Source organism: Bacillus sp. 1A (assembly GCF_052682215.1).
Map to the genome: position 1 here is coordinate 475143 of NZ_JBQYLZ010000001.1, position 21456 is coordinate 496598.

A 21456-nucleotide genomic window follows, 5' to 3' on the forward strand; every position below is an offset into this window, starting at 1 on the left:
CGATTATCCCTCCTTCTTTTCTGATACCACAACTGTAATGTGGCTTGTGCGTTTGTTAATTTGGCTTGCACGACCCATTGCACGTGGACGGAAACGTTTCAACGTTGGACCTTCGTCAACGAAAACTTTTTCAACAACTAGGTTGTTAATATCCATCTCATAATTGTGCTCTGCATTTGCGATTGCAGATTTTAAAACTTTCTCTACAACTGGAGAAGCAGTTTTTGGTGTGTGGTTAAGGATAGCAATCGCTTCACCCACTTGCTTACCTCGGATTAAGTCTACTACTAAACGAACTTTACGAGGAGCAATACGAACTGTTCTCGCTACTGCTTTAGCTTGCATTGAAGTGCCTCCTCTCATTATCTTCTAGTTTTCTTATCGTCAGCAAGGTGACCTTTATACGTACGAGTTGGTGCGAATTCACCTAACTTATGGCCAACCATATCCTCAGTGATGTACACAGGTACGTGTTTACGACCATCATATACAGCGATTGTGTGTCCGATGAACTGAGGGAAGATTGTTGAACGGCGAGACCAAGTTTTAACAACTTGTTTTTGCTCAGATGCAACTAATTTTTCCATTTTGCTCATTAAGTGATCATCGACAAATGGTCCTTTTTTTAAGCTACGAGCCATTTTGGTGCCTCCCTTCGTGATTGGCGTACGGTTCTAGAAATGAACCGTACTACAATCCCATTATTTTTTACGACGACGAACGATGAATTTGTCAGACGCTTTGTTTTTCTTACGAGTCTTGAATCCAAGAGTTGGTTTACCCCATGGAGACATTGGAGACTTACGTCCGATTGGAGAACGTCCTTCACCACCACCGTGTGGGTGATCAACCGGGTTCATTACAGAACCACGAACTGTTGGGCGTTTACCTAACCAGCGAGAGCGACCTGCTTTACCGATTTTGATAAGTTCGTGCTGTTCGTTACCTACTTGACCGATTGAAGCGCGACAAGCAGATAATACAAGACGTACTTCACCAGAAGTTAAACGTACAAGTACGTATTTACCTTCTTTACCAAGTACTTGAGCAGAAGTACCAGCAGAACGAACTAATTGTCCGCCACGACCAGGCTTAAGCTCGATATTATGAACAACAGTACCTACTGGAATGTTGATTAATGGTAATGCGTTACCGATTTTGATGTCAGCTTCTGGGCCAGACATAACTTCCATACCTACTTCTAAAGATTTAGGAGCAAGAATGTAACGTTTTTCACCGTCAACGTAGTTAATTAATGCGATATTCGCAGAGCGGTTTGGATCGTATTCGATCGTAGCAACGCGTCCTGGAATTCCATCTTTGTTACGCTTAAAGTCGATGATACGGTATTGACGCTTATGTCCGCCACCTTGATGACGTACAGTAATTTTACCTTGGTTATTACGACCAGCCTTCTTGCTTAAAGGAGCAAGTAATGACTTTTCTGGTCTGTCAGTCGTGATTTCAGCGAAATCATTCGTAGTCATATTACGACGACCGTTAGTAGTTGGATTATACTTTTTAATTCCCATCTCAATTTCCCTCCTTCTTTAGTAAGAATTAAACACCTTGGAAGATTTCGATTTCTTTGCTGTCAGCAGTTAGCTTAACGATTGCTTTACGACGACGGCTAGTAAAACCAGCGTGACGACCAACGCGTTTTGCTTTCGGCTTGTAGTTCATGATGTTCACTTTTTCTACTTTAACACCAAAGATCGCTTCAAGAGCATCTTTAACTTCTGTTTTATTAGATTTAACGTCCACATCGAACGTGTATTTTTTTTCAGCCATCATTTCCATAGAACGTTCAGTGATAACTGGGCGCTTAATGATATCACGAGGATCTCTCATTATGCAAGCACCTCCTCTACTTTTTCCACTGCCGCTTTTGTCATGATTAGCTTATCATGATGAAGCACGTCTAAAACGTTTACGCCATCAGCAGTGATTACTGTTACTCCAGGGATATTGCGAGCAGATAACTCTACAGATTCGTTTGCATCAGCAGTTACGATAAGAGCTTTCTTCTCAACAGTTAATCCTTTAAGTACTGCTAGCATGTCTTTTGTTTTTGGTGCATTTAACACTAGGTCTTCAAGAACTACAATGTTGTTCTCAACTACTTTAGTAGCTAATGCAGATTTGATTGCTAAACGACGAACCTTCTTAGGAAGTTTGTACGCATAGCTTCTTGGTGTAGGTCCGAATACCGTACCACCACCACGCCATTGAGGAGAGCGGATAGACCCTTGACGAGCACGTCCAGTTCCTTTTTGACGCCATGGTTTACGACCACCACCACGAACTTCAGAACGAGTTTTTACTTTGTGTGTACCTTGACGTAAAGATGCACGTTGCATCATTACAGCTTCGAAAAGTACAGCTTCATTTGGTTCGATACCGAAAATAGCTTCAGCTAATTCGATTTCACCAACCTGTGAACCAGTTTGGTTATATACAGTAACTTTTGGCATTGGAATTCCTCCTTCCTATTGTGAATTATTTGCTAACCTTCACAGCGCCTTGAACAACTACAAGAGATTTCTTAGCACCTGGAACGTTACCTTTTACTAGTAATAAGTTGCGCTCAGTGTCAACTTGAACGATTTCTAAGTTTTGGATAGTAACTTGGTCTCCACCCATACGTCCAGCAAGTTTTTTGCCTTTGAATACACGGTTCGGAGCAACTGGGCCCATTGAACCTGGACGACGGTGATAGCGAGAACCATGAGACATAGGTCCGCGAGATTGTCCGTGGCGTTTGATAACACCTTGGAAACCTTTACCTTTAGAAATTCCTGTTACGTCAACGATTTCACCTGCAGCGAAAACTTCAACTTTTACCTCTTGACCAACCTCTAATCCGTCCACGTCTGCATCGCGGATTTCGCGAATGAAGCGCTTAGGAGTTGTAGATGCTTTAGCAGTGTGGCCTTGTTCAGGTTTGTTAGTTAACTTTTCACGTTTATCTTCAAATCCTAACTGGATTGCATTGTAGCCATCAGTTTCAGTTGTTTTCTTTTGAAGAACAACGTTTGGATTAGCAGCGATAACTGTTACTGGGATTAACTCACCGTTCTCAGCAAATACTTGAGTCATACCGATCTTTCTTCCTAAGATTCCTTTGGTCATGAGTTACACCTCCTACATTTTTAAGTTATATGAATTATAGTTTGATTTCGATATCTACACCAGACGGTAAGTCTAAACGCATTAATGAATCTACTGTTTGTGGAGTAGGACTCACGATATCGATTAAACGTTTGTGTGTGCGCATTTCGAATTGCTCACGAGAATCTTTGTACTTATGAACAGCACGAAGAATTGTGTAAATAGTCTTCTCAGTTGGTAATGGGATCGGACCAGAAACTGTTGCCCCAGAACGCTTAGCTGTTTCTACAATTTTCTCAGCTGATTGATCAAGAATACGGTGATCATAAGCTTTTAAACGGATACGAATTTTTTCTTTTGCCATTATTTTCCCTCCTTCGTTCGCCTATTTCTAAAATAGACCTTCTCCATGGAAATTTCCCCACACCATGCCATGGCAAAGCGGCCGGGTGTGTCAGCAACCTTCCACTTCATCGCAGTCAAAGACCAACATTGTCTATTATACAATGTTATTCGTCTAGATGCAAGCATCTTTTTGTTTGCATCTGCTTTTCTCTACTTTTGCTATTATACATGGCACTTTAAAGAATTTCAAGTTTTCATCTCATAGAATCCGTTTTACAGTTTCTGGATTTTAGTTTTATTGATTTTGTATTACTATAGAAGAAACTCGTCAAAATATAAAAAAATCATTTCATTCATTATATAAATACAAACAAAAAAACCAAGGGAAAATCCCTTGGTTTTTTATATCAGTTAAGATTACTCAACGATAGTAGCAACTACACCGTAACCTACTGTACGTCCACCTTCACGAATAGAGAATTTAGTCCCCTCTTCGATAGCGATTGGAGCGATAAGTTCGATAGTCATTTCGATGTTGTCACCAGGCATTACCATTTCAGTACCTTCTGGTAATTGGATGATACCAGTTACGTCAGTTGTACGGAAGTAGAACTGAGGACGGTAGTTAGCGAAGAATGGAGTGTGACGTCCACCTTCTTCTTTAGATAATACGAAAACTTCAGCTTTGAATTTAGCGTGAGCTTTTACAGAGCCAGTTTTAGCAAGAACTTGTCCACGTTGGATGTCTTCACGAGCAACCCCACGAAGTAAAGCACCGATGTTGTCTCCAGCTTGAGCTTGGTCAAGAAGTTTACGGAACATCTCTACACCAGTTACAGTTGTAGAAGCATTTTCTTCAGCAAGACCGATGATTTCTACTACGTCACCAACTTTAACGATTCCGCGCTCTACACGACCAGTTGCAACTGTACCACGACCTGTGATAGAGAATACATCCTCGATAGGCATTAAGAATGGTTTGTCAGTTTCACGTTCTGGAGTTGGGATGTAAGCATCAACTTCAGTCATTAATTCAATGATTTTTGCTTCCCAATCAGCTTCTCCTTGAAGAGCTTTAAGAGCAGAACCTTTGATTACAGGAATATCGTCGCCTGGGAATCCGTATTCAGATAATAGGTCGCGAACTTCCATTTCTACTAATTCTAATAATTCTTCGTCGTCTACCATGTCGCATTTGTTTAAGAATACAACGATGTAAGGAACACCTACTTGACGAGAAAGAAGGATGTGCTCACGTGTTTGAGGCATTGGGCCATCAGCAGCAGATACTACTAAGATACCGCCGTCCATTTGAGCAGCACCAGTGATCATGTTTTTAACATAGTCAGCGTGACCTGGGCAGTCAACGTGTGCATAGTGACGAGTTTCAGTTTCGTACTCAACGTGTGCAGTTGAGATTGTGATTCCGCGCTCTCTTTCTTCTGGAGCAGCGTCGATTTGATCGTATCCGCGTGCTTCAGCACCACCAGCTTTTGCAAGAACTGTAGTGATCGCAGCAGTTAATGTAGTTTTACCATGGTCAACGTGGCCGATTGTACCGATGTTAACATGGGGTTTAGAACGTTCGAATTTAGCTTTAGCCATTCTAAATTCCTCCTTAGTTTATATAGGTTATTTTATATTTAGACTAGAAAGTGAAACTTACGTCCCACTTTCTAAGCTTACATAAGTAGTTATACTTGAACAATCGATAAAAATCAATTATTCGCCTTTATTTTTTTTAATAATTTCTTCAGAAACAGACTTCGGTACTTCTTCATAATGATCAAATGTCATTGAGAATGTTCCGCGTCCTTGAGTGTTAGAACGTAATGCCGTTGCATAACCGAACATTTCAGAAAGTGGAACCATAGCGCGAACAACTTGTGCGTTACCGCGAGCTTCCATACCTTCTACACGTCCACGACGAGATGTTACGTCGCCCATAATGTCACCCATGTACTCTTCAGGAATTACAACTTCAACTTTCATCATTGGCTCAAGAATTACTGGGCTACATTTAGAAACCGCAGCTTTAAGTGCCATAGATGCAGCGATTTTGAACGCCATCTCAGATGAATCGACATCATGGTAAGATCCGTCAACTAACGCAGCTTTAATGTCAACTAGTGGATAACCAGCTAGTACACCATTTTTAAGTGAGTCTTCAAGACCCGCTCCAACAGCTGGGATGTATTCACGTGGAACTACACCGCCGACGATTTTGTTTTGGAATTCAAAACCTTTACCTTCTTCATTAGGTTCAAACTCAATCCAAACGTGACCGAATTGTCCACGACCACCAGATTGACGAGCGAACTTACCTTCAACTTTCGCAGCAGCGCGGAAAGTCTCACGGTATGCTACCTGAGGAGCACCAACGTTTGCTTCCACTTTGAATTCACGGCGCATACGGTCAACGATGATATCAAGGTGAAGTTCACCCATACCAGCGATGATTGTTTGGCCAGTCTCTTGGTCAGTGTGAGCACGGAATGTTGGATCTTCTTCAGAAAGCTTAGATAATGCTGTACCCATTTTATCTTGGTCAGCTTTAGATTTTGGTTCGATAGCTACAGAGATAACTGGCTCTGGGAATTCCATAGACTCAAGGATAACAAGACTCTTCTCATCACAAAGAGTATCACCAGTAGTAGTATCTTTTAAACCTACAGCAGCAGCGATATCACCAGCGTAAACTGTTGAAATCTCTTCACGGCTGTTAGCGTGCATTTGTAGGATACGACCTACACGCTCACGCTTACCTTTAGTTGAGTTTTTCACGTATGATCCAGAGTTTAACACACCAGAATACACACGGAAGAACGTTAACTTACCAACATAAGGGTCAGTCATGATTTTGAATGCTAAAGCTGCGAATGGTTCTTCATCGCTAGACTTACGTTCGATTTCTTCATCTGTATCCGGAAGAGTACCTTTAATAGCTGGTACGTCTAATGGAGATGGTAGGTAATCGATAACTGCGTCTAACAGAATTTGAACACCTTTATTTTTGAATGCAGAACCACAGATTACTGGGAAGAATTCTACAGAAGTTGTAGCCTTACGGATACCAGCTTTAAGCTCTTCTACAGTGATTTCTTCACCTTCTAGGTACTTCATCATCATTTCTTCATCAAGCTCAGCTACCGCTTCAATAAGTTTTCCACGGTATTCTGCAGCTAATTCTTTGTGCTCTTCAGGAATTTCAACACGCTCGATGTCTGTTCCTAAATCGTTACCGTACATGTAAGCACATTCTTCAACAAGGTCAATGATACCATTGAACTCATCTTCAGCACCGATTGGTAACTGAATTGGGTGTGCGTTTGCTTGTAAACGATCGTGGATTGTTCCTACAGAGTATAAGAAATCCGCACCAATCTTATCCATTTTGTTAACGAATACGATACGAGGTACACCGTAAGTAGTAGCCTGACGCCAAACAGTTTCTGTTTGTGGTTCTACACCAGATTGTGCATCAAGTACTGCTACCGCACCATCAAGTACGCGTAAAGAACGTTCTACTTCTACTGTGAAGTCTACGTGTCCTGGAGTGTCAATGATGTTTACACGGTGACCTTTCCATTGAGCTGTAGTTGCAGCAGAAGTAATTGTGATACCACGCTCTTGCTCTTGCTCCATCCAGTCCATCTGAGATGCACCTTCATGAGTTTCACCGATTTTATGAATACGTCCTGTGTAATACAGAATACGCTCAGTTGCTGTTGTTTTACCAGCATCGATGTGAGCCATGATACCAATATTACGAGTGTTTTCTAAAGAGAACTCTCTTGTCATTTGGTGTCTTGCTCCTTCCATATATGGATTGGATTTTTTTATTTTAAGTAGCAAAAAAGCCACTTTATATTGTTACACATGTCAGTATGTCCAGTACCCTCATTATGTAAAACGAGCGCCCAACGAAAGGGAGAGGCATTCTCCCTCTCCACACTTCCATAAGCGACAAATAAAGCGGTTTATGCTTACATTTATTTTACGTTGAATCCTACCAACGGTAATGAGCAAATGCTTTGTTAGCTTCTGCCATTTTATGAGTGTCTTCACGTTTCTTAACAGATGCACCAGCGTTGTTAGCTGCATCTAAGATTTCGTAAGCTAGACGCTCTTCCATAGTTTTTTCACCACGAAGACGAGCATAGTTTACTAACCAGCGAAGACCTAAAGTTGTACGGCGTTCTGGACGAACCTCAACTGGAACTTGGTAGTTAGCACCACCAACACGACGAGCACGTACTTCAAGAACAGGCATGATGTTCTTAAGAGCTTGCTCGAATACTTCCATAGGGTCTTTATCTGAACGTTCACGAACGATATCGAAAGCGTTATAAAGAATTGTTTGAGATTTACCTTTTTTACCGTCAACCATCATTTTGTTGATAAGGCGTGTTACTAGCTTAGACTTGTACATTGGATCTGGTAACACGTCACGTTTCGCAACAGGTCCTTTACGAGGCATATTGAGTTCCTCCTTTCATTATAAGTTTATTATTTTTTAGCAGGTTTTGGTCGCTTAGTACCATATTTAGAACGTCCTTGCATACGTTTGTCAACACCAGCTGTATCAAGCGCACCACGAACGATGTGGTAACGTACCCCTGGTAAATCCTTTACTCGACCACCGCGAATTAATACTACGCTATGCTCTTGTAGGTTATGACCGATACCTGGGATGTAAGCTGTAACCTCGATACCGTTTGTTAAACGTACACGAGCGTATTTACGTAACGCTGAGTTAGGTTTCTTTGGAGTCATTGTACCAACACGAGTACATACACCACGTTTTTGAGGTGCAGAGATATCAGTTGATTTTTTCTTTAAAGAGTTGAACCCTTTGTTTAACGCAGGTGATTTAGATTTCCATACTTTATCAGTACGACCATTTCTCACTAATTGGTTAATAGTAGGCATTTGATTATCCTCCCTTCGCATGTTTGTATGACCACATATCCAGGTGGTTCATTATTAGTTGAAAACAAAGTTTTTGCAAGGGAGAGCAAATGCTCTCTCCTCACAAAAACAGTTTTAACTTATTATTCCTATTGCTGAAGCTCCCACTTGAATCCCCGAAACTTTTCCAAGTTTACGAACTGATTCAACTTTGGTTATGGGTATGTTATGTTGCAAGGCAGTACGAATGATCATATGGGTTAACCGCATATCAGCATCTTCCGCAATAACAACTTCTTTAACTATACCATTTTTGATTGCCTCCAATGTGCGTTTATGACCAACGACTACATTTTCAGCATTTGACACTTTTTGATAAGACATATAAATATCCTCCAAAGCATCGTTCAGGAGCAACCTTGATTATAGTAACATTTTGACTCATACAATGTCAACTAGGATTAACTGTTTTTATACAAAATTTACGACGGAAAATTTTACTGTTCCACATAAACTTCATCGTTTTCTACATTCATGTCACCTTGTGTTGTTTTTACAAGATCCACTTTGCGATAACGATTCATACCTGTTCCAGCAGGAACAAGTTTACCGATAATAACATTTTCTTTCAATCCTAGAAGCTCATCGCGTTTACCCTTAATCGCTGCATCAGTTAAGACACGTGTCGTTTCTTGGAACGATGCTGCAGATAAGAATGAATCAGTTTCAAGTGAAGCTTTTGTAATACCAAGTAGAACAGGTCTAGCCGTTGCTGGTTGTTTACCTTTCAGTAACACCTTCGCATTCGCATCAGTAAACTGATGGATATCTAGTAGTGTTCCTGGTAATACATCTGTTTCACCCGCATCACTTACACGAACTTTACGTAACATTTGACGTACCATTACTTCTACGTGTTTGTCACCAATTTCTACCCCTTGCATACGGTATACTTTTTGAACTTCACGTAGTAAGTATTCTTGAACCGCCGTAATGTCCGTTACTTTTAGTAATTCTTTCGGATCAATAGAACCTTCTGTTAACTCTTTACCGTGGCTAATTGGCTGTCCTAGAGTTACTTTCAGACGCGCACCGTAAGGAATAGCATACGTACGAGCTTCAACTTCACCCTGTACAACTACTTCTTGGCGATCTTTAACATCGTTGATCGCTGCGATAACACCATCGATTTCACTGATAACTGCCTGACCTTTCGGATTACGAGCTTCAAAGATCTCTTGGATACGAGGTAAACCTTGAGTGATATCATCTCCGGCAACCCCACCTGTATGGAACGTACGCATCGTTAACTGTGTACCTGGCTCACCGATAGATTGAGCTGCGATAATACCTACCGCTTCTCCTACTTCTACGTCTGTACCAGTTGCTAAGTTACGACCGTAACACTTCTTACATACACCGTGGCGAGTGTTACACGTGAATGCTGAACGAATGTTTACAGTTTCAACACCCGAATTTTCAACGATATGAGCGATATCTTCAGTAATTAGTTGGTTTTCACTAACTAATACTTCACCTGTTTCAGGATGTTTTACAGTTTTTCTTGCAAAACGTCCAACAAGACGATCATATAATGACTCAATTACTTCATTACCCTCTTTAATCGCACCAATTAATAGACCACGATCTGTTCCACAATCATCTTCACGGACAATTACATCTTGTGCAACGTCTACAAGACGACGTGTTAAGTAACCAGAATCGGCAGTTTTAAGTGCTGTATCGGCAAGACCTTTACGCGCACCATGCGTAGAGATGAAGTACTCAAGTACTGTTAAACCTTCACGGAAACTTGATTTAATTGGAAGTTCGATAATACGACCAGATGGATTGGCCATCAGACCACGCATACCAGCAAGCTGAGTAAAGTTCGATGCGTTACCACGGGCACCGGAATCACTCATCATGAAGATTGGGTTGCGTTTATTCAAGGATTTCATCAGTTTTCCTTGGATAACATCTTTTGCATTACTCCAAATAGAGATAACGCGATCGTAACGTTCTTCTTCCGTGATTAAACCGCGACGGAATTGTTTAATTACATTATCCACTTTTGCTTGTGCTTCATGGAGAATTTCATCTTTTTCGCCTAATACAAGAATGTCAGATACCCCAACTGTAATACCAGCTTTTGTAGAGTACTTAAATCCTAAGTTTTTCATGCGGTCAAGCATGCGAGATGTTTCCGTAATTTGGAAACGTTTGAATACTTCCGCAATGATGTTACCAAGGATCTTCTTGCTAAATGGCGCCACTTCTTCGCGACTAGCAATAATTTCTTTAATGTTCGCACCTTTTTCAACGAAATATTCCGCTGGTGTTTCTTTTTCAAGGTTTGAGTTTGTCGGTTCATTAATATAAGGGAACGACTCTGGTAAGATTTCGTTAAATATTAATTTACCAACTGTTGTTAATAGAAGCTTACTCTTTTGCTCTTCAGTAAACGTTACATTATTTACCGAACTTGCAGCAACTGCAACACGTGTGTGCAGATGTACATATCCATTTTGGTATGCAAGTATTGCTTCGTTTGCATCTTTGAAGACCATACCTTCACCGATTGCGCCTTCACGCTCAAGTGTTAAGTAGTAGTTACCTAATACCATATCCTGAGATGGAGTAACAACTGGTTTTCCGTCTTTTGGATTCAAGATGTTTTGTGCCGCTAACATAAGAATACGAGCTTCTGCTTGTGCCTCTGATGATAACGGTACGTGAACTGCCATTTGGTCACCGTCAAAGTCCGCGTTGTATGCAGTACATACAAGTGGGTGAAGACGAATTGCGCGACCTTCTACTAATGTAGGTTCAAACGCCTGGATACCAAGACGGTGAAGTGTTGGTGCGCGGTTTAGAAGTACTGGATGCTCTTTGATCACAGATTCTAAAACGTCCCAAACTTCAGGTTGTACACGCTCAATTTTACGTTTAGCACTCTTAATGTTGTGTGCTAAACCTTTTCCAACTAACTCTTTCATAACGAAAGGCTTAAACAATTCAAGCGCCATTTCTTTCGGTAATCCACATTGGTACATCTTTAAGTTCGGTCCTACAACGATTACAGAACGGCCAGAGTAGTCAACACGTTTACCTAATAAGTTTTGACGGAAACGTCCTTGTTTACCTTTAAGCATGTGAGATAGTGATTTTAATGGACGGTTACCTGGTCCAGTAACTGGACGGCCACGGCGACCATTATCGATTAATGCGTCTACAGCTTCTTGTAACATACGCTTTTCGTTTTGAACGATGATGCTTGGTGCACCTAAGTCCAATAGACGTTTTAAACGATTATTACGGTTAATTACACGACGGTATAAGTCGTTTAAGTCAGAAGTAGCAAAACGTCCACCATCCAACTGTACCATTGGGCGTAGTTCTGGTGGGATAACTGGAAGAACATCTAGGATCATCCAAGATGGGTGATTTCCAGAGTTACGGAATGCTTCTAATACTTCTAGACGTTTAATAGCACGAGTACGGCGTTGTCCTTGCGCTGTTTTTAATTCTTCTTTTAAGAAGTCTACTTCTTTATCTAAATCGATGTCTTGTAGTAGCTTTTTAATCGCTTCCGCACCCATAGCAGCTTGGAATGTGCTACCATATCGATCACGATATGCACGGTATTCTTTTTCAGAAAGTAATTGCTTCTTATCAAGTGGTGTATCTCCACTTTCTGTTACAACATAAGAAGCGAAATAAATTACTTCTTCAAGCGCGCGAGGGGACATGTCTAAGACAAGTCCCATGCGGCTCGGGATACCTTTGAAATACCAAATATGAGATACAGGAGCAGCTAATTCGATATGACCCATACGTTCACGACGAACTTTTGCACGCGTTACTTCAACGCCACATCGATCACAAACTACACCTTTATAACGTACACGTTTGTATTTTCCGCAATGACATTCCCAGTCCTTTTGTGGTCCGAAAATACGCTCACAGAACAAGCCATCTTTTTCAGGCTTTAACGTACGATAGTTAATTGTTTCTGGTTTCTTAACTTCACCGTATGACCAAGAACGAATCTTGTCAGGTGAAGCAAGTCCAATCTTCATATATTCAAAGTTATTTACATCTATCAAGGGGCCTACCTCCCTTTTAGTCTACAGGTTATCCCAATTATTCTTTAGTTGTCTCAACTTCGACATTCAATTTATCTGCTGATTGATGATCATCGTCATCTTCTGTATCACGCATTTCAATTTCTTTATCGTCGCTAGACATCATTTTAACGTCCATACCTAAACTTTGCAGCTCTTTAATCAATACTTTGAATGATTCAGGAACGCCTGGTTCTGGAACATTTTCGCCTTTAACAATTGCTTCATACGTCTTAACACGTCCAACAACATCATCAGACTTCACTGTTAAGATTTCTTGAAGAGTATAAGCAGCACCGTAAGCTTCAAGTGCCCAAACCTCCATCTCACCGAAACGCTGTCCACCGAACTGAGCTTTACCTCCAAGAGGCTGCTGCGTTACAAGTGAGTATGGTCCAGTAGAACGAGCATGAAGTTTATCGTCAACCATGTGCGCAAGTTTGATCATATACATGACACCAACAGATACGCGGTTATCGAATGGTTCACCAGTACGTCCGTCATACAGGATTGTTTTCGCGTCATTTGCCATACCAGCTTCTTCAATCGTGCCCCAAACATCTTCCTCACGAGCACCATCGAATACTGGTGTTGCAATGTGAATACCAAGGTATCTTGCTGCCATACCAAGATGAAGCTCTAATACCTGACCGATATTCATACGAGATGGTACCCCTAATGGGTTTAACATGATATCGATTGGCGTACCGTCTGGTAAGTAAGGCATATCTTCTTCTGGTAAAATACGAGAGATAACACCTTTGTTACCGTGACGTCCGGCCATCTTGTCACCTTCAGAGATTTTACGTTTTTGAACGATATATGCACGTACAAGTTGATTCACGCCTGGTGGCAATTCATCGCCATCTTCACGGTTGAATACTTTTACGTCTAAGATAATACCGCCACCACCGTGTGGTACACGTAGTGATGTATCACGTACTTCACGTGCTTTTTCTCCAAAGATAGCATGTAATAGACGTTCTTCAGCTGTTAATTCTGTTACACCTTTAGGTGTTACTTTACCAACAAGTAAATCTCCATCTTTTACTTCCGCACCAACGCGAATGATACCGCGCTCGTCAAGGTTGCGTAATGCATCTTCCCCAACGTTTGGAATGTCACGTGTAATTTCTTCTGGTCCAAGCTTCGTATCACGAGCTTCTGACTCATATTCTTCAATATGAATAGAAGTGTACACATCATCTTTTACAAGGCGCTCACTCATAATGATCGCATCCTCGTAGTTATAACCGTCCCAAGTCATGAAGCCAACAAGCACGTTACGTCCAAGTGCTAGTTCACCTAATTCCATAGAAGGACCATCCGCAAGAATCTCGCCTTTTACAACTTCATTTCCAACACTTACGATTGGACGTTGGTTGTAGCAAGTTCCTTGGTTAGAACGAATGAATTTTTGCATTTTGTAGCGATCTAAGTCGCCTTTTACTGTTTGACCGTCAACTTCTACATAGCGACGTACCCAAACTTCACGTGCTTCTACGCGTTCAACAACACCAGGATGTTTACAGATTACTGCAGCACCTGAGTCTTTTGCTGATACGTACTCCATACCTGTACCTACAATCGGAGATTCCGGATTCATTAACGGAACCGCCTGACGTTGCATGTTCGCTCCCATAAGTGCGCGGTTAGAGTCATCGTTTTCTAAGAACGGAATACAAGCTGTCGCTGCCGAAACTACTTGTTTTGGAGATACATCCATGTAGTCGATGCGTTCTTTATTTGTGACAATGTTTTCACCACGGAAACGAGCTACGATATCTTCGCTAAGGAATTCTCCTTCTTCAGATAATTTCATATTCGCTTGGGCTACAACATAATTATCTTCTTCATCTGCTGTTAAGTAATCAACCTGCCCTGTTACAAGACCAGATTCTGGATCAACACGACGGTATGGTGTTTCAATGAAACCAAACTCATTTACTTTCGCGAACGATGATAATGAGTTAATTAAACCGATGTTTGGTCCCTCTGGTGTTTCAATCGGACACATACGACCATAGTGAGAGTAGTGAACGTCACGTACTTCAAAGCCTGCGCGCTCACGCGTTAAACCACCGGGTCCTAATGCAGATAGTCTTCGTTTGTGAGTTAACTCTGCTAATGGGTTTGTTTGATCCATGAACTGAGATAACTGAGAACTTCCGAAGAACTCTTTAATAGATGCAATAACCGGGCGAATGTTAATTAACGCTTGTGGTGTAATTGCATTTGTATCTTGAATCGACATTCTCTCACGAACAACACGTTCCATACGAGAAAGACCGATACGGAATTGATTTTGTAATAGTTCTCCAACAGAACGCAGACGACGGTTTCCTAAATGGTCGATATCATCTGTATCCCCTACTTTGTATAGTAGGTTGAAGAAGTAACTGATAGAAGCAAGGATATCACCTGGTGTGATGTGTTTTACATCACGAGTAATATTTGCATTACCAATTACATTAATTACGCGTTCGCCTTCTGACTCAGGAGCATAAATCTTAATAGATTGCAGCTCAACATCGCCTTCTACCACTCCACCCATTGGTTTCGCTGTTTTGAATCCAATGTTTTTCTCTAAGTAAGGTAAAATGCGATCAAGTGTACGACGATCTAAGATTGTTCCTTCCGCCGCTAAAATTTCACCAGTTTCTGGATCCACTAATGTTTCAGCTAAGCGTTGATTAAACAATCTGTTTTTAATGTGTAACTTCTTGTTGATCTTATAGCGACCTACATTTGCTAAATCGTAGCGCTTTGGATCGAAGAAACGAGACACAAGTAAGCTCTTAGCATTTTCTACTGTTGGTGGTTCACCAGGACGTAGACGCTCATAAATTTCAAGCAATGCTTTTTCTGTGCTATCTGTGTTGTCTTTTTCTAATGTGTTGCTTAAGTATTCGTTATCACCTAAAAGCTCGGTGATTTCTTGATCAGAGCCAAACCCTAATGCGCGTAACAAAACAGTTACAGGAAGTTTACGCGTACGGTCAATACGCACATATACAACATCCTTAGCATCTGTCTCATACTCTAACCAAGCTCCGCGGTTTGGAATTACAGTAGCAGTAAAACCACGTTTTCCGTTTTTATCCACTTTGCCACTATAGTATACGCTTGGAGAGCGAACTAACTGGGAAACGATAACACGTTCTGCACCGTTAATTACGAATGTTCCAGTCTCTGTCATGAGTGGGAAATCTCCCATGAACACATCTTGTTCTTTTACTTCACCAGTTTCCTTGTTGATTAGACGCACTTTTACACGAAGTGGTGCTGCATACGTCACATCACGCTCTTTGCATTCGTCTACAGAGTATTTAGGTTCACCTAAGCTGTAGTCGATAAATTCAAGCGATAGATTTCCCGTAAAGTCTTCGATCGGAGAAATGTCCTGGAACATTTCTCGCAAACCCTCATCAAGAAACCACTGATAAGAAGAGGTTTGAATTTCGATAAGATTTGGTAACTCTAATACTTCACTAATACGGGCATAACTTCTTCGTTGGCGGTGGCGTCCGTATTGAACTAGTTGACCTGTCAACTGCTTCACCCCTCAAATCATGAGTATTATAAATGCACAAAAAAATTTGTGCAAAATCACAAATAAATACAACTACTGCTATTAGCGTAGTTTTTTTCTCTTAAAGATAAATACGTTGAGTCTTTCTACCTGCTCAAAAAAGAAAAATGGCTTCTATAAGAAAACCATCATTCTGTTTCATAATCTGCTGATTTTACTATCTTTTCCAAGAGAAACAAAAATATACATCTTTCTCAACGCAGAAAATCATATATTGGCATTGTATAATGTTAACATAGCCAAAAATAACCGTCAACGTTTTTTTGATTTTATGATATAATATCCTTTTTTCTTTTCTACAACTTCGACTTCAGAAAATACTTCCTCTAGTTTCTTCAGTGCAGATGGTGCACCTTGCTTCTTTTGAATAACAATCCACAACTCTCCACCTGGAACTAAATACTCTACAGCCTTTTCTAAAATCTCATGCACGATATCTTTACCTGCACGAATTGGAGGATTAGATAGAATAGCAGCATACATACCATCTACATTTTCATAGACGCTACTTTGAAAAATGTGTACATTTCCAATTCTATTGTTAGCGGCATTTTCTTTCGCAAGCTCAAGCGCCCTTTCATTCACATCCACCATGTGAACTTTACGGTCTTGAAACTCTTTCGCCAACGATAAACCAATTGGTCCATATCCACAACCTACGTCTAATATATCACCTTTAATATCTGGCACTTGAAACGCTTCAATTAAAAGACGAGAACCAAAGTCCACTTCGTTTTTCGAGAACACCCCACGGTCAGATAAGAAAGTAAATTGAGATCCACGAAGTGTAAATTCCCATCGTTTACGATCACTTTTACTAGAAGGGTCGTTAGAAAAATAATGGTCTGCCATATGGCCACCTCTTTTCTTTACAGTTAAAAAAAAAGCTCGCATGAGAGCGAGCTTTTTTTAAAGCATCAAAAGTTAATTACTTAACTTCTACAGCAGCGCCAACTTCTTCAAGTTTAGCTTTCATTTCTTCAGCTTCCTCTTTAGAAACGCCTTCTTTGATTGCTTTTGGAGTGTTGTCAACTAATTCTTTAGCTTCTTTTAAGCCAAGACCAGTGATTTCACGTACAGCTTTGATAACTTTGATTTTTTGAGCGCCAGCACTTGCAAGTACTACGTCAAATTCAGTTTTCTCAGCAGCAGCTTCACCAGCGCCACCAGCTACAGCTACAGGAGCAGCAGCAGTTACGCCGAATTCTTCCTCGATAGCTTTTACTAAGTCGTTAAGTTCTAATACAGTCATAGATTTAACTGCTTCAATGATTTGTTCTTTAGTCATTGTAAATATCCTCCCTTAAATAGGTTTGTATTGTTTTATAGATAACAAGTAATTATCTTTTAAAAAATTAAGCGCCTTGCTCTTCCTTTTGTTCTGCAACTGCTTTAGTAGCAAGTGCAAGGTTACGGATTGGAGCTTGAAGAACGCTAAGAAGCATAGAAAGTAAGCCTTCACGTGATGGAAGAGTAGCGATAGCTTTAACCTCATCAAGTGTTACAAGTTTACCTTCGATTACACCAGCTTTAATTTCTAAAGCTTCATGTTTTGTAGCGAAGTCGTTTAATACTTTCGCAGGAGCAACTACATCCTCGTTACTGAACGCGATTGCGTTTGGTCCTGTTAAGAATTCGTTTAACTCAGCCATTTCAGCAGACTCTGCAGCACGACGAGTTAAAGAGTTTTTGTAAACTTTGAACTCAACGCCAGCTTCACGTAAGTTTTTACGTAATTCTGTTACTTCAGAAACTGTTAAACCACGGTAGTCAACAACGATTGTAGATTTACTTCCGCGAAGTTTGTCCGCGATTTCAGTTACAACTTGTTGTTTAGTTTCGATTACTTTGCTCATGTTATTACACCTCCTGTAGATTATATAGAAGATGTACCGAAAGTGCACTAAAAACCTCCATGCCCAACTTGTAGACATGGAGGCATATAGTCACAGAAAAAAATTCCGTTTCGTATATTAACACCTAGGTAGGAAATTAAGTCTATTGACACCTACTGTCTACGGTACACTAATTAAATTCACAACATAAATGATTATATAAAAACTTCTTTATGAAGTCAACTTCCAAATTTTACGCTAATGTAGAAACGTCTACACGTACGCCAGGTCCCATTGTAGAAGCAACTGTTACGTTCTTCATGTAAGTACCTTTTGCAGCAGCTGGCTTAACTTTTTGTAAAGTGTCAGCAATTGTTCCGAAGTTTTCTACTAATTTAGCATCTTCGAAAGATACTTTACCGATTGGAACGTGGATGTTACCAGCTTTATCAACGCGGTATTCAACTTTACCAGCTTTGATTTCGTTAACAGCTTTAGTTACATCGAAAGTAACTGTTCCAGTTTTAGGGTTTGGCATTAAACCTTTAGGTCCTAATACGCGACCAAGTTTACCAACTTCACCCATCATGTCAGGAGTTGCTACTACTACATCGAAATCGAACCAACCTTGTTGGATTTTACCGATGTAATCAGCATCGCCTACGAAGTCAGCTCCAGCAGCTTCAGCTTCTTTAGCCTTTTCACCTTTAGCGAATACTAATACACGTTGTACTTTACCAGTACCGTGTGGAAGAACAACTGCACCACGGATTTGTTGGTCAGCTTTCTTAGGGTCAACACCTAAACGGAATGCAACTTCTACAGTCGCATCAAATTTAGCTGTGTTTGTTTTCTTTACTAATTCTACTGCTTCTGTTGCAGAGTAAGCAGTTGCACGATCAACAAGCTTTGCAGCTTCTACGTACTTTTTACCTCTTTTAGCCATTTTTATTTCCTCCTCGAATGTGGTTTTAGCGGAATAACCTCCCACGTTTACGCTTATTTTCAGGTATAACCTGAGGATGCGCGCCATCCATTTATTTAAAAACGATAATCATTTACGATAATAAAGGTTGCGAATTGGAATTCCAGACCCGCAACCTTTTTTAAAAACAAATCGAATTAGTCTTCGATAACGATGCCCATACTGCGTGCAGTACCTTCAACCATACGCATTGCAGCTTCTACACTAGCAGCGTTTAGGTCAGGCATTTTAGTTTCAGCGATTTCGCGTACTTTATCACGCTTAACAGTTGCCACTTTATTACGGTTTGGTTCACCAGAACCAGACTCAATACCAGCTACTTTCTTAAGAAGAACAGCAGCAGGAGGAGTTTTAGTAATGAAAGTGAATGAACGGTCCTCAAATACCGTAATTTCAACAGGGATGATAAGACCAGCTTGATCAGCTGTACGAGCGTTAAACTCTTTACAGAAGCCCATGATGTTAACACCTGCTTGTCCTAATGCTGGACCAACTGGTGGAGCTGGGTTAGCTTTACCTGCAGGAATTTGAAGCTTTACCATTTTAATTACCTTTTTAGCCACGAGACACACCTCCTTAAGTCCGTGATGTGGTCAATTGGACAGTGATTTGCCCTCCCACGTCATATTTTATCTGTAAGGATAAAATCTTTCAAAAAACGTCTCCGATAACGAAGACGTACTGACTTAAAAGATATTATCACTTTTTACAATTCATTTCAAGTTTCATTTTATAATTTTTCAATTTGATGGAAGTCAAGCTCAACTGGAGTCTCACGACCAAACATGTCCACAAGCACGCTAACCTTTTTCTTCTCCACATCAATTTCTTCAATAGCACCTGTATAATCTGCGAATGGCCCCTCATTTACACGCACTGTCTCATGAAGTTCAAAGTCGAAATCAACCACTTCGTTGTCCATTCCCATATGCTTCATAATGGTAACCACTTCTTCTTCTAATAGAGGTGATGGTTTAGATCCAGAACCAGAAGAACCAACGAACCCAGTTACACCTGGCGTGTTACGTACAACATACCAAGAGTCATCAGTCATGATTAACTCTACTAATACATAACCTGGGAACACTTTTCTTTTCATTAATTTTTCTTTACCGTTTTTCATTTCTACTTCTACTTCTTCCGGGACAACAACACGGAAAATTTTATCTTGCATACCCATTGATTCTACACGTTTCTCTAGGTTTGCTTTTACTTTATTTTCATATCCAGAATAAGTATGGACAACATACCAACTTTTTTCCATTCATTTAGGACGAGCGTCCTTCCCTCCCTGACGTACATTTTTTTGCGCAAATGAAAAAACCCGTTCACCGGGCTTTTACACAGTTCTTATAAATAACATTATATCATGGATAAGTGCTTCTTATTCAAGAATTAACCAAGAATTAACCGAATTAAAGAAGAAATGCCCATATCAACCACTGCGAAGAAAATCGCAAAGAAGACAACTGTAGCGATAACAGTCGCTGTTGAACGGAGTAATTCATCTTTTTTAGGCCAACTTACTTTTTTCATTTCGCGACCTACATCGCCGAAAAAGTTCGTTAAACGCATCTACGGGACCTCCAGTGTATTATTTCAATTATTTATTTTGTTTCCTTGTGAACTGTATGCTGATTGCATGTTTTACAAAACTTCTTTATTTCAAGTCGCTCTACTGAGCTCGTATCTTTCATCGTAGAGTAGTTTCGATTTTTACACTCTTCACATGAGAGTACAACTTTTTTCCTCATTAGTTACACCAACCTTGTAACATTATGTCCCTAAAAATGTATCATACAACAAAAGACAATGTCAATGACATGCCTTTTGCACTCTCTACAAAAAGAAAACAGGTGATTTTTTACACCTGTAGCATTTGTTATGAATTTAAAGTGGTACTCTCTCTCATTTCCATATATCGTTCCAATTTCCGCTTCACCCTCTGTAAAGCGTTATCAATAGATTTCACATGTCTATTTAACTGTTCCGAAATCTCTTGATAAGAACGACCATCTAGATATAAAGAAAGCACTTTTCTTTCTAAATCGCTTAATAATTCAGATATTTTAGATTCTATGTCTGTATATTCTTCCTGACTTATAATCATTTCTTCAGGATCCGTTACCTTCGCTTCCGAAATAACATCTAATAATGTCCGATCAGATTCCTCATCATAAATCGGCTTATCTAAAGACACATATGAATTTAACGGAATATGTTTTTGCCTTGTTGCTGTTTTAATAGCGGTAATAATTTGCCGAGTGATACACAGTTCAGCAAATGCTTTGAATGAAGACAGCTTGTCCTCTTTATAATCACGAATCGCTTTAAACAATCCAATCATACCTTCTTGAACAATATCTTCTCGATCGGCACCCACTAAGAAATAAGATCTCGATTTCGCGCGAACAAAGTTCTTATATTTGTGAATCAAATATTCTAGAGCGTCAGTATTACCTTTTCGAACTAACTCAACGATTGCCTCATCCTCTAAATCACGAAATGTAACGTCGCCTACACTTACGAAGCCTGCTTCCACCTTGATCC

The 21456-nt window shown here is 40.3% G+C and carries 23 protein-coding genes and 1 other annotated feature; all 23 genes read right to left on the minus strand.

What is annotated here, in order from left to right; all coding sequences use genetic code 11:
- Positions 1-3 precede the first annotated feature (3 nt).
- The 23 genes from rplV to ACUN0F_RS02745 all read right to left on the minus strand — a co-directional run bounded on the left by rplV (position 4) and on the right by ACUN0F_RS02745 (position 21448).
- Complete coding sequence (gene rplV / locus ACUN0F_RS02635; protein ID WP_001148024.1) at positions 4-345, minus strand: 50S ribosomal protein L22; 342 nt, start codon at positions 343-345, stop codon at positions 4-6.
- Positions 346-362: 17 nt separating this feature from the next.
- A complete protein-coding gene (gene rpsS / locus ACUN0F_RS02640) occupies positions 363-641 on the minus strand; it encodes a 30S ribosomal protein S19 (protein WP_000124454.1) in 279 nt (92 codons plus the stop codon).
- A gap of 60 nt (positions 642-701) precedes the next feature.
- Positions 702-1532: a 50S ribosomal protein L2 gene (gene rplB, locus ACUN0F_RS02645; protein WP_000511583.1), complete on the minus strand. Its 831-nt coding sequence runs from the start codon at positions 1530-1532 to the stop codon at positions 702-704.
- Positions 1533-1560: 28 nt separating this feature from the next.
- Complete coding sequence (gene rplW, locus ACUN0F_RS02650) at positions 1561-1851, minus strand: 50S ribosomal protein L23 (RefSeq protein ID WP_001205558.1); 291 nt, start codon at positions 1849-1851, stop codon at positions 1561-1563.
- Positions 1851-2474: a 50S ribosomal protein L4 gene (rplD, locus tag ACUN0F_RS02655; protein WP_001127258.1), complete on the minus strand. Its 624-nt coding sequence runs from the start codon at positions 2472-2474 to the stop codon at positions 1851-1853. Before rplD ends, rplW begins: the two co-directional genes overlap by 1 nt.
- A 25-nt stretch (positions 2475-2499) precedes the next feature.
- Positions 2500-3132: a 50S ribosomal protein L3 gene (rplC, locus tag ACUN0F_RS02660; protein WP_000160209.1), complete on the minus strand. Its 633-nt coding sequence runs from the start codon at positions 3130-3132 to the stop codon at positions 2500-2502.
- Between the two features lie 34 nt (positions 3133-3166).
- On the minus strand, positions 3167-3475 hold the full coding sequence (rpsJ, locus tag ACUN0F_RS02665) for a 30S ribosomal protein S10 (RefSeq protein ID WP_001040595.1): 309 nt from the start codon (positions 3473-3475) through the stop codon (positions 3167-3169).
- Positions 3476-3873: 398 nt separating this feature from the next.
- Positions 3874-5061 (minus strand): elongation factor Tu, encoded by a 1188-nt coding sequence (gene tuf, locus ACUN0F_RS02670; protein WP_001029617.1) that lies wholly within the window; start codon positions 5059-5061, stop codon positions 3874-3876.
- 117 nt (positions 5062-5178) lie between these two features.
- On the minus strand, positions 5179-7257 hold the full coding sequence (fusA, locus tag ACUN0F_RS02675) for an elongation factor G (RefSeq protein WP_000196381.1): 2079 nt from the start codon (positions 7255-7257) through the stop codon (positions 5179-5181).
- A 208-nt stretch (positions 7258-7465) separates the two neighbouring features.
- Positions 7466-7936 carry a 30S ribosomal protein S7 gene (rpsG, locus tag ACUN0F_RS02680; RefSeq protein WP_001137489.1) on the minus strand — a complete coding sequence of 157 codons (471 nt, stop codon included), beginning with the start codon at positions 7934-7936 and terminating at the stop codon, positions 7466-7468.
- Positions 7937-7965: 29 nt separating this feature from the next.
- Entirely contained in the window at positions 7966-8388 is a 423-nt protein-coding gene (rpsL, locus tag ACUN0F_RS02685; protein WP_001142341.1) for a 30S ribosomal protein S12, read from the minus strand.
- Between the two features lie 114 nt (positions 8389-8502).
- The gene (locus ACUN0F_RS02690) at positions 8503-8751 is read right to left on the minus strand and encodes a 50S ribosomal protein L7ae-like protein (protein ID WP_000121828.1); all 249 of its coding nucleotides are present in this window, start codon (positions 8749-8751) and stop codon (positions 8503-8505) included.
- A 113-nt stretch (positions 8752-8864) separates the two neighbouring features.
- A complete protein-coding gene (rpoC, locus tag ACUN0F_RS02695; RefSeq protein ID WP_000567950.1) occupies positions 8865-12476 on the minus strand; it encodes a DNA-directed RNA polymerase subunit beta' in 3612 nt (1203 codons plus the stop codon).
- A gap of 37 nt (positions 12477-12513) precedes the next feature.
- Positions 12514-16047: a DNA-directed RNA polymerase subunit beta gene (rpoB, locus tag ACUN0F_RS02700; RefSeq protein ID WP_000147550.1), complete on the minus strand. Its 3534-nt coding sequence runs from the start codon at positions 16045-16047 to the stop codon at positions 12514-12516.
- 291 nt (positions 16048-16338) lie between these two features.
- The gene (locus ACUN0F_RS02705; protein WP_000763283.1) at positions 16339-16938 is read right to left on the minus strand and encodes a class I SAM-dependent methyltransferase; all 600 of its coding nucleotides are present in this window, start codon (positions 16936-16938) and stop codon (positions 16339-16341) included.
- 76 nt (positions 16939-17014) lie between these two features.
- A complete protein-coding gene (rplL, locus tag ACUN0F_RS02710) occupies positions 17015-17374 on the minus strand; it encodes a 50S ribosomal protein L7/L12 (RefSeq protein WP_000159737.1) in 360 nt (119 codons plus the stop codon).
- Positions 17375-17441: 67 nt separating this feature from the next.
- Positions 17442-17942 carry a 50S ribosomal protein L10 gene (gene rplJ, locus ACUN0F_RS02715; protein WP_000048722.1) on the minus strand — a complete coding sequence of 167 codons (501 nt, stop codon included), beginning with the start codon at positions 17940-17942 and terminating at the stop codon, positions 17442-17444.
- A gap of 39 nt (positions 17943-17981) precedes the next feature.
- Positions 17982-18125, minus strand: a sequence feature (ribosomal protein L10 leader region).
- A gap of 49 nt (positions 18126-18174) precedes the next feature.
- Entirely contained in the window at positions 18175-18867 is a 693-nt protein-coding gene (gene rplA / locus ACUN0F_RS02720; RefSeq protein ID WP_002096939.1) for a 50S ribosomal protein L1, read from the minus strand.
- 176 nt (positions 18868-19043) lie between these two features.
- Positions 19044-19469: a 50S ribosomal protein L11 gene (rplK, locus tag ACUN0F_RS02725; RefSeq protein WP_001085872.1), complete on the minus strand. Its 426-nt coding sequence runs from the start codon at positions 19467-19469 to the stop codon at positions 19044-19046.
- A 167-nt stretch (positions 19470-19636) separates the two neighbouring features.
- Entirely contained in the window at positions 19637-20170 is a 534-nt protein-coding gene (gene nusG, locus ACUN0F_RS02730; RefSeq protein WP_000415794.1) for a transcription termination/antitermination protein NusG, read from the minus strand.
- A 131-nt stretch (positions 20171-20301) separates the two neighbouring features.
- Positions 20302-20481 (minus strand): preprotein translocase subunit SecE, encoded by a 180-nt coding sequence (secE, locus tag ACUN0F_RS02735; RefSeq protein ID WP_001241321.1) that lies wholly within the window; start codon positions 20479-20481, stop codon positions 20302-20304.
- Positions 20482-20513: 32 nt separating this feature from the next.
- On the minus strand, positions 20514-20660 hold the full coding sequence (rpmG, locus tag ACUN0F_RS02740) for a 50S ribosomal protein L33 (RefSeq protein WP_002070160.1): 147 nt from the start codon (positions 20658-20660) through the stop codon (positions 20514-20516).
- 128 nt (positions 20661-20788) lie between these two features.
- Entirely contained in the window at positions 20789-21448 is a 660-nt protein-coding gene (locus ACUN0F_RS02745; protein ID WP_000387198.1) for an RNA polymerase sporulation sigma factor SigH, read from the minus strand.
- Between the last annotated feature and the right edge of the window lie 8 nt (positions 21449-21456).